Origin of the sequence: Geobacillus sp. ZGt-1 (assembly GCF_001026865.1) — a bacterium.
GTDB lineage: Bacteria > Bacillota > Bacilli > Bacillales > Anoxybacillaceae > Geobacillus > Geobacillus thermoleovorans.
In genome coordinates, this window is the sequence record NZ_LDPD01000026.1 from 154,327 (window position 1) to 163,553 (window position 9,227).

General features: G+C 50.8%; 10 protein-coding genes and 2 pseudogenes. All 12 read right to left on the reverse strand.

The window, feature by feature from the left end; translation table 11 throughout:
- On the reverse strand, positions 1-326 hold a 326-nt coding region (locus tag VU18_RS20710; RefSeq protein ID WP_047758367.1), incomplete at its 3' end, for a DUF1861 family protein.
- A 280-nt stretch (positions 327-606) separates the two neighbouring features.
- Complete coding sequence (locus VU18_RS14275; RefSeq protein WP_025038980.1) at positions 607-1,092, reverse strand: macro domain-containing protein; 486 nt, start codon at positions 1,090-1,092, stop codon at positions 607-609.
- Between the two features lie 3 nt (positions 1,093-1,095).
- Positions 1,096-1,473, reverse strand: coding sequence for a DUF488 domain-containing protein (locus VU18_RS14280; RefSeq protein ID WP_014195130.1), 378 nt, complete (start codon positions 1,471-1,473; stop codon positions 1,096-1,098).
- A 21-nt stretch (positions 1,474-1,494) separates the two neighbouring features.
- Positions 1,495-1,926 (reverse strand): hypothetical protein, encoded by a 432-nt coding sequence (locus VU18_RS14285; RefSeq protein WP_011232737.1) that lies wholly within the window; start codon positions 1,924-1,926, stop codon positions 1,495-1,497.
- Positions 1,927-1,928: 2 nt separating this feature from the next.
- Entirely contained in the window at positions 1,929-3,242 is a 1,314-nt protein-coding gene (locus VU18_RS14290; protein WP_011232738.1) for an AAA family ATPase, read from the reverse strand.
- A 42-nt stretch (positions 3,243-3,284) separates the two neighbouring features.
- Positions 3,285-4,015 (reverse strand): UTP--glucose-1-phosphate uridylyltransferase (locus tag VU18_RS14295; RefSeq protein WP_236687416.1); only part of this gene is annotated, 731 nt, incomplete at its 5' end.
- 1 nt (position 4,016) lies between these two features.
- Positions 4,017-4,172 (reverse strand): annotated as a pseudogene (locus VU18_RS20715) (sugar phosphate nucleotidyltransferase); the annotation flags it as partial.
- A 281-nt stretch (positions 4,173-4,453) separates the two neighbouring features.
- A complete protein-coding gene (locus tag VU18_RS14300; protein ID WP_011232740.1) occupies positions 4,454-5,512 on the reverse strand; it encodes a glycoside hydrolase family 130 protein in 1,059 nt (352 codons plus the stop codon).
- A 2-nt stretch (positions 5,513-5,514) separates the two neighbouring features.
- A complete protein-coding gene (locus VU18_RS14305; RefSeq protein ID WP_013146551.1) occupies positions 5,515-6,462 on the reverse strand; it encodes a DUF1861 family protein in 948 nt (315 codons plus the stop codon).
- 41 nt (positions 6,463-6,503) lie between these two features.
- Positions 6,504-7,334: a carbohydrate ABC transporter permease gene (locus VU18_RS14310; RefSeq protein ID WP_011232742.1), complete on the reverse strand. Its 831-nt coding sequence runs from the start codon at positions 7,332-7,334 to the stop codon at positions 6,504-6,506.
- The gene (locus VU18_RS14315; protein ID WP_011232743.1) at positions 7,321-8,199 is read right to left on the reverse strand and encodes a carbohydrate ABC transporter permease; all 879 of its coding nucleotides are present in this window, start codon (positions 8,197-8,199) and stop codon (positions 7,321-7,323) included. The genes VU18_RS14310 and VU18_RS14315 overlap by 14 nt, the downstream gene beginning before the upstream one ends.
- A 73-nt stretch (positions 8,200-8,272) precedes the next feature.
- Positions 8,273-9,227 (reverse strand): annotated as a pseudogene (locus VU18_RS14320) (extracellular solute-binding protein); the annotation flags it as partial.

Genomic DNA, 9,227 nt, shown 5'->3' on the forward strand with positions numbered 1-9,227 from the left:
GTCTCCACGCCGCCAAACACAAGCTGACCGTGAATGCGCGACACGAACGGGTCTTGCAAGGCGAACACCGGCGCCCCTTCACGAGGGACCCAAACGCCGTCACGCTCGACGAAAAAGTACACTTCCGACTGCTCGCTGTCGCGCGCCTCGACGCGCCCAGCGATCACCCATTCTCCTTCATCCACAAACGGTGCGGAAATATTATAAACGTCTCGGTCCCCAACACCCGCAAAGCGGAGTTTTTCCGGCTCAAACGGCTGTGGGGCCAGGCGGAATTCATCGACTAATACTTGACATGTCTTCAATGTTGGCGATTGGAATAACATGATCATCCCCCCAGGCGTTGCCAAAAACGCCGTATGCATCGCTTTTGGCCATTTTCCCTGAACAGGTTCGAACAGGAAACGCTCTCCAACTTCCTTTCATGCCAGTCCAATCAATCGGACATGGATGGCTGCGCCACCTCCTAGGCTAGGCAAGGAAGTCAATGAAACTGGTTTGTGTGTTATATTATAATATGATATGAAGGATTGTGAAACACGTTATTCTTTGCCAAAAAAAGAAGGGCCAAGCGTCTGTCAAGGCCCTTTTTTTCTTAATTTTTATTTAATATGAATCAACCATTTGGATAAATGACTCGTCGATATCAACGACCACAAATTCCACATCCTCAACCGGCGCGAGCACCTCGCGAAATAACCTAGCCACTCTCGCTTTGTCAAGCCGGCCGACTCCGGTTCCCAAGGCCGGCAGCGCCACCTTCTTGATCCCGTGCTCCCGACAGTGCGCGACAAGCCGCTCAAGACACGACCGGACGATCTCATACGACGTTGCCCCAGCCGGCTGCTTCATCGTCACAAGATGAATCACACCCCGAAACGGCAACGAGCCTGCCCCTGTCACGTACAAATCGCCCGGCTGTGGATCTTGCGCTTGACAGACGCGGATCGCTTCCTCTTCAATCACGCGCCCGCCTGCCCGACAGATCGCCGCTGCCACCCCGCCGCCCATCGGTCCGATGCCGTTGGCGGCATTGCAAATGTACTCGACCCCTTCAACCTTCGTCAAATCGCCGACCATCGCAGAAATCACCGTTCATCCCTCCTGGCTTCGCCTCTCGGCTATTTTGCGCAAAAAATCACAAAGGACAACGGCATGGTTATGTCGTTCATTTTTTGCTGCATACAACAGCGTCACCACTCCGGAAAGCGACAACAGCTCATCCACAAGCTCCTGCTTCGTTTCCTCTGTTTCCAACTCCCGCTCATATGCCCGCGCAAACTCGGCAAACCGCTCTGGCCGATGGCCAAACCATTGCCGCAGCGCTGGACTCGGGGCAATCTCTTTCATCCAGCGGTCGATGCGCGACTCGGCCTTTGACACCCCGCGCGGCCAAAGGCGGTCGACGAGAATGCGGATGCCGTCATCCTGTCCGATTGGGATATGACTCCGTTTTAGCCTGTAATAACCCATACCGGTCGCCTCTTTCCTGCCCTATACGTTTACCTCGTCCCACTTGGCTTTTACCACTAATGTCCCACCCGTTCTCCTCAACATTTTTTCCAGCTTCATCAAATAAGTCGATTTCAAAGCAGGCGTTCTCACACGGGTAGTCACGATTCTCCCTTCGAATCGATATCCAGGCAGCCATTTCCCTAACTGTTCGATTGTTCGGGCGATCTGGTGTACAGCTTGCTTAAGGTCAGACCCTTTTAGTTCGATGAAAAATGCCCGATCTCCTTCGATCACTAAAAATAAAAAGTCGCATTTTACCCCCTCTTTAATCAAACAACCGTCTACACGGTACAGGGCCACCCTCTTTTCCCTCTCATTGACAAAACGAACCCCTCTCCCGTTTTCCTCAACAACTGCTAGTTTTCGACGGTCGCAATAGTGTAAACAACTTTCCCAACCTACAACCGCCATGTTTACTCCCCCGCTTCCTCTGCCTCCATGAGTTCATCAAGTACGCGGTTGATCGCAGATGATGCTTCATCGATCGCTTCGGCCTGTATGAACTGTAATTCATTATCAATAATGCTTCGATAATGGAATTTCCCTCCTTCACTCTCTAGCATGTAGGCCTTTAACCGCTCTGGAGAAAGGCGCAGCTTTCGGTCCACAATTGGATGCACACGTTGATCCAGTTTGTTTCCGATTTTGGCAGCGTACAAATAAATATTAAAAGCAGACAAAATGTACGGGCTATGAGTCGTAATCACGAGCGTACTATTCGTCACATTCAGCAACAACGCAAATAAGGCAACCATTTCTTTTTGTGCGTTCGGATATAAGTGTGCCTCGGGTTCTTCAATCACCATAAACACTCGCTGCCGTTCCAGAATGATTGTAAATATCAGCAGCAAAATCCAAACGACTTCCTGTTGTCCAGAAGATGAAAATTTCAGTTTTGTATACTCTCTTTCATTAAAAAAAATCCTTTCCCCATAATCAGAGAACATGTATTTCCCTTTCATCACGCCTTCGATCATCTTGATGGCCAGTCGGATTGCCTCAAAGTCAATTTTTTCTGTCGAGAATTTTTTTCGATCTTCGATGATTTCCTCAAACGAATGCGAAAACATCTTCTTTAGTAGATTAATTCGCTCGATAAACTGTTCTGTCAACACATCGAGTTGCTGCGGGTTAATATCCTGAAGCTGATCCGACAATGTGGCAACTAAACTCCTCCCTGCAGGGATAAAAATGGGTGTTTTGGAATCGCCGAATACCTCAGTGATCGCTGCTTTGACCTTTTCTAACACATTTTGTTGACGCACTTTCCACGAGGAGACATTCCAAAAATCATCCAACTGTTGTTCTTCATATTGCATTTCCTTTTTCATCTGCACAACATGTTTAAAATTTTCCTGAATCTCCCGTTTTAGCGGATCGCTGAAATGGATTTGTACATAACCGTCCTTTAAATCAAGACGGACAAACTTTTCAACATCATACTCATAACGAATATGAAACGGTTTCATATGTTTGGTTGTGCCAAAGTACCCAACAAATTTTCTCCGAAGACGTTTATTGAACTCAAAAAATGGGTTGTTTTCTTCCGTTTGACGTACTGAAAGCAAATAGTTTACCCATTCATCAGGAATCGATTGAAAGAAAAAAATCAATTTGCTGATCGTACTTTTTCCGCTCGCTTGGGGGCCAATCAAAACGGTAACATCCGTGATCTCCTCATCAAACAGCTTCACAGGACCAAAATGTTCAATCCGTATGCGCGCCACATCCTACCCTCCTTTTTTGTCTTCATCTTCTGAAAAATTTGATTAGTTGTTCTTCGATCCCTTCGCCTCTGCCACCACCCGCTCCAAAAACGAAAGCAAGTCATCCCGCAGCTCCTCGTTTTGCAAGGCAAACTCAATCGTCGTTTCGATAAAGCCGAGCTTTTCGCCGACATCGTACCGCTTTCCTTCAAATTCATAGGCAAACACGCGCTGAATTTCATTCAACCGCCCGATCGCATCGGTGAGCTGAATCTCCCCGCCTGCGCCGGCTTCCTGTTTCTCTAAAAACAAGAAAATTTCCGGCGTCAACACGTAGCGGCCGACGATCGCCAAGTTCGACGGCGCTGTGCCCGGAGCTGGTTTTTCCACGAAGCGGCGCACTTGGTAGCGCCGGCCTTGCTGCTCGAGCGGGTCGATGATCCCGTAGCGATGCGTTTCTTCCTCCGGCACGCGCTTGACACCAATCACCGAGCTGAACGTTTGTTCATACTGCTCAATGAGCTGTTTTAAACAAGGCTTTTCCGCCTGGACGATATCATCGCCCAACAACACCGCAAACGGCTCGTCTCCAATGAAATTGCGCGCGCACCAAACCGCATGCCCGAGCCCTTTCGGCTCTTTTTGGCGAATGTAGTGGATGTCCACCTTCGACGGCTCTTTCACTTTCTCAAGCAGATCCAGCTTCCCTTTTTGCTTGAGCATCTGTTCCAGCTCAAACGCGTAGTCAAAATGATCCTCAATCGCCCGCTTCCCTTTCCCGGTGACGATAATAANGTCCTCAATGCCTGAGGCGATGGCTTCTTCGACAATATATTGAATCGTCGGCTTATCAACGATCGGAAGCATCTCCTTCGGCATTGCCTTCGTCGCCGGCAGAAACCGCGTCCCAAGCCCGGCCGCCGGAATGATCGCTTTGCGTACTTTTTTCATCTCCGATGGTTCCTCCTCTATCCGATGATCATCTGTTCTTTCGAGTCATGGCCAGTGTCTTTCATTGCCCAGCCGCAAACCGCTCTGCCGACCTGACCGATGAATCGGCGTTGTTTTTATTATACCAAATCCTGTTGAACGGAAAAGAAACGAAACGACGCAATGAGCGTTGAACGCTCTCCCACCTGCGCTCACGGTATGTTCGCGGCAAACCAAAAAAGAAACGCCCGGCCATCCAGGCGTTTCCGTTCTTACACCGCAACGTGCGGGCAACTTCGCTTTCATACTTTCACAAGCGAATCCAAAATCTCGTCCAGCTTCAGCTCGACGCACGCCATCGACGTATCGGCGGCGCCGTAATACATTTTCACAACATCGCCGTCAACAAGCGCCCCGCATGAGAACACGACGCGGCCGAAAAAGCCGTTCACCTCATAATCCGCTTCCGGCTCAACAAGCGGCCGCTCCGAGCGGGCGATAACTTTTGCCGGGTCGTTCAAATCGAGCAGCACCGCCCCCATGCAATAGCGGTGGTCATCCGACGCCCCATGGTACAACTCGAGCCAGCCGTGCTCCGTTTTGATCGGCACCGCCCCGCCGCCGATGCGGGCGCTGTCCCACTTTCCTTCGCGCAGACCGAACAAAAAGCGGTGATTCCCCCAATGAAGCAGATTCTCCGACTCCGCGATCCACACCTCGGGGCGGCCGTTGCTTCGCGGCACTGGGCGATGGAGAGCGTAATATTTGCCGTTGATCTTCTCCGGAAAAATGAGCACATCTTTATTTTCCGGAGCGAAAATCATGCCGTGGTGCGTCACCGTCCGGAAATCCGTTGTGGACACCATCGCCTCGCCGACTCCTTTTGGTGAGACGGCGCTGAAATAAATGTAATACGTGCCGTCAATGTACGTAATGCGCGGATCTTCAATACCAAATGTCTCGAGCTCATTCGATGGATAGACGAACGGGCGGTCGTCGATCGTAAACCGCCGCCCGTCTTGACTCCGGGCGAGGCGCAAATAGGAGAGCGACGTCAAATACAAAAACCGCTCCGCCCCCGCCTCTTTGATCACCCGAGGATCGGAAAAATCATAGCGCGGATCGTCTTTGCGAAATTCGTAAACATCGACCTTCCCCGTCTCTGGGTTCCATACCGGTGCTTTCACGATGTTCGGGTCATCCGACATCGGCCGCTCCGCCACCCGAAGAAGCAGCAACACTTCCCCTTGAAATTTCGCCACCCCAGCGTTAAACGCCCCGATCACTTCAAACCCGTCGTGGTGCGGCGGCACATCGTTCGGTGTAATCAGCGGGTTTTCTTCGTAGCGGTAAAGGTGCATCGTCACCCCTGCCTTTCGTATTTCGTAAATGGATCAACGATTGTTAGTTTTTGCGCTTCTGCGTCACTTGTTCCAGCGTAAAAATCGGCCGTGCCGTCCCCTTTGCGAATCAGTCCGCCGCTAAACACGACATCCGCCAAATCCGGACGCTTCGCCGGGCCATCGAGGAAATGGGCTCTTGTGGCGATCAACTCCATGTCCGACGCTTCCCCCGTATCTGGATTGAACGCAAACACCATCGGATAATAATGACGGTTCCGCTCCTGATCGAAACAAGCGATATGGCCCAAGACGCCGACGAGCCCATTGCCAAGCAAATGCACTTCGTTGGCGCCTCCCCATTCTTCATCGGCAAATTGGCCGTCAATCAATGGGGCATTCTCAATCGCCTCCACCGTCAACTCATCGAGCGCACCGATGCGGGTGAAGCCGATTTTTCCGCGTCCGCCTTTTTCCCCTTGCGGACGGGTGAAGACCCCAACCGACCCATCCCGCAGCTCGACAAGACGAATGTCTTTCATCCCGTCGGGACCGGTGAAAAAATGCGCCAATTCATTGATCGTTTTTCCGCGGTAAAACACCGTCCGCCAATACAGCTTCCCGTGAAGCACGGGATGCGGAAACGTCTCCACGCCGCCAAACACGAGATGCCCGTGCACCCGCGAAACAAACGGATCCTGCAAGGCAAACACCGGCGCCCCTTCCCGCGGCACCCATGTCCCTTCACGCTCGACGAAAAAGTATACTTCTGATTGCTCGCTGTCTCTTGCCTCCACCCGTCCGGCAATGACCCACTCGCCATCGTCTTCAAACGGCGCGGAAATGTTGTACACATCCCGCCCCCCAACGCCGGCAAACACGAGCTTCTCCACCCGAAGCGGCTGAGGAGCACGCTGAAATTCCTCAAGCAGTGTCTGGCATGTTTTCATCGTCGGCGTCCTTGTCTGCATAACGTCTCTCCCTGCTCCCTCTTCCTATCATGATGTTTTTATTATTTTAATATGAACTGCATGCCTTCTTTAAAATTCTTGCTAAACAAAAGGAACAAAATCAAAATCGGCAGCGTGAGAAGCACTGAGGCGGCGTACATCGGCCCCGGATATCCGCCGTATGGTCCAAACATTTGCGCCAACAACACGTTTAACGTCAACATCTTTTCGTTATTCACAACAAGCATATCCCAAAGCAGTTCCACCCATCGTTCCATAAAAAGGAACAAGAAAATGATCGTCGTAATCGAGCGCGACATCGGCCAGACAATGCGGCGAATGATGGTGAAATGGCCCGCTCCATCCATCTTTGCCGCTTCGATCAATTCATCGGGAATGCTGCGGAAAAAGTTCGTGTACATAAAGATGGCCCACAAGTTGACGGCCTTCGGCAAGATCATCGCCCAATACGTGTTGTACCAGCCGAAATACCGGACGATCAGAAACAGTGGAATAAGCAAAATGATCGACGGATAAAACATTTGAAACAAAATCGCGTTGTTGACCCATTGTCTCCCTTTAAATTTCACTTTCGACAACGCATATCCAACCATCACGGCCGTCACAAGCATGAGCAGCGTTGACGCCGACGTGACGAGCAAACTGTTGAAAAATGCCCGAAGCCACGGACGCGGCACGACATCTTCGCCGCCTTGAAACAGCCATTCATACGAGCGAAGCGTCAATGACGACGGAATGAGCTTTCGGTCGACCTCATTCCATGGGGCAAGAGAGCCTAACACCATATACCAATACGGAAACACCATGACGAACAAAACGGCAAACGCCAAAACATAAAGCAGTCCGACCTTCCATGTTTTACTCCCAGCCATGTTTGCCACCCCATTTTTCCAACACCTTGCGAAAGACGAAAATCGACGCAAAGGTGACGATCGAATTGATAATCGCGACCGCGGTTCCATAACCCGCATTTAATTTTTCAAACGCCTGGTTGTAAATCTCCAGCTGCCACGTATGGGTCGCATACTCTGGCCCACCGCCTGTCAACACATACGGTTCGGTGAAAATGCCAAACATCAAACCGACCGCCAAAATCGTCACGGTATAAAACGAAGGGTACAGCATCGGAATCGTCACGTGCCAAACCCGCTTCCAGCCAATCGCTCCGTCAATTTCCGCCGCTTCATACACTTCTTTCGGGATGCTTTCCAAGCCGGACAAAAACAATAGCGCATAATATCCGACAAACTTCCACGCCATCATGAGCGCAATGACAAGCGGAGCTAAGATGGGCGAGCCGAGCCAGTCAATATCCCAGCCCAACGCGTCCCGCAAAAATTGATTCAACGGGCTGTTGTAGGAAATGACGCCTTTGACGACAATCGACGACGCCACCCCCGACGCCAAATACGGCAGAAAATATCCGACGGCAAACAATCCTTTCCACCGAGGCAGATGGTGAAGAATCAGCGCCAAAAACAGCGAGCCGGCGATGACGATCGGCACAAACATCAACATAAACTTGTACGTCACCCAAAACGCCGCCCGCACGCTCGGACTCGAGAAGGCGTCAAGGAAGTTTTGCATTCCCACCGTCTCATATTCGGGAGAAATTAAATTCCAGTTCGTAAAAGCGAGATATAACGCCCAAAACAGGGGGATCAAAAAGAAAATAGCGGAATAGATAAGGTATGGGCTGGCGAGCAGCCAACCCACTTTTGCCGCATGTTTATTCATGTTATTTTAACACCCCATTGATCGCCTTTTCCATGTCCTCCCACGCTTTTTCTGGGGTTTTCTCGCCTTTGANGACCGGATTCAACGCCTCTTTGCCGATCAGCTCTTGAAGCTCAACCATTTTGGCGTTATCCATAGGCGGTATGGCATTCGGAACGTTTTCCGCATACAGTTTCAGCTGCGGATTTTGTTCAAAATAGGAGACAAACGCCTCGTTCGTCGACAAGTCGTCCCGCGCCGGCGGCAAGTTCGTTTCTTTCAGCCATTCCAAATCGTTTTGCGGATCGGAATACACCCATTTGACGAAATCGAACGCGGCTTGTTGCTGTTCTTTCGTCGCCGAAGCGTAAATGACCAGCCCTTTTGTATCGGCGAACGTTTTCGCCTGCGACGGGTCCATGCCATCAGGCACAGGCGGCATCGACAACACGTATTTCTCGTTAAACTTCATTTCCGGAAACTTCTCAGCCCAATACGGGAACGTCCACGGCCCTAAATCGGACATCAAGGATGTACCGCTTTCAAACGGATCTTTCGTCTCTTTCGTCAACACGAGCTGATTTTTGCTTAAATCAGCGAAGAACTGGAGCGTCTTCACACCCGCGTCACGATCCGCACTCAACTTGTTTCCATCGATGAAATGCGTCCCATTCGACGCCGCATTGTAAATCATGAAGAAGTCAAACCATCTCGCCCACCACGTCGGTTTGACCAAGTCGGCTCTCGCCCATAGAAACTTGTTCGGATATTTTTCTTTCAGCTTTTTGCCGACTTCCATGACTTCGCTGTACGTCTTCGGCGGAGCGTTATACCCCAACTCTTTCAGAATATCGATTCGCCAACCGAACAGCATGGCGTTGGAGTAAATCGGCAGCACATATTGATGCCCATCGGCGAACTTCCATGTTGAAATCGTGCTTTTCATTTGCCGTTTGCCGATTACATCATCAAACCCTTCAAATTGATCCAGCGGCACAATCGCCCGGCTGTCCGCCAGCTGTGCGGCAAACCCGCGGGAGATGTTTTCG

What these genes read in the sequence shown, in the direction of transcription:
- VU18_RS14315 (WP_011232743.1), bottom strand. Translation starts at nt 8,199, where the DNA reads ATGAATAAACATGCGGCAAAAGTGGGTTGGCTGCTCGCCAGCCCATAC.
- VU18_RS14310 (WP_011232742.1), bottom strand. Translation starts at nt 7,334, where the DNA reads ATGGCTGGGAGTAAAACATGGAAGGTCGGACTGCTTTATGTTTTGGCG.
- VU18_RS14280 (WP_014195130.1), bottom strand. Translation starts at nt 1,473, where the DNA reads ATGGGTTATTACAGGCTAAAACGGAGTCATATCCCAATCGGACAGGAT.
- VU18_RS14300 (WP_011232740.1), bottom strand. Translation starts at nt 5,512, where the DNA reads ATGCACCTTTACCGCTACGAAGAAAACCCGCTGATTACACCGAACGAT.
- VU18_RS14305 (WP_013146551.1), bottom strand. Translation starts at nt 6,462, where the DNA reads ATGCAGACAAGGACGCCGACGATGAAAACATGCCAGACACTGCTTGAG.
- VU18_RS14285 (WP_011232737.1), bottom strand. Translation starts at nt 1,926, where the DNA reads ATGGCGGTTGTAGGTTGGGAAAGTTGTTTACACTATTGCGACCGTCGA.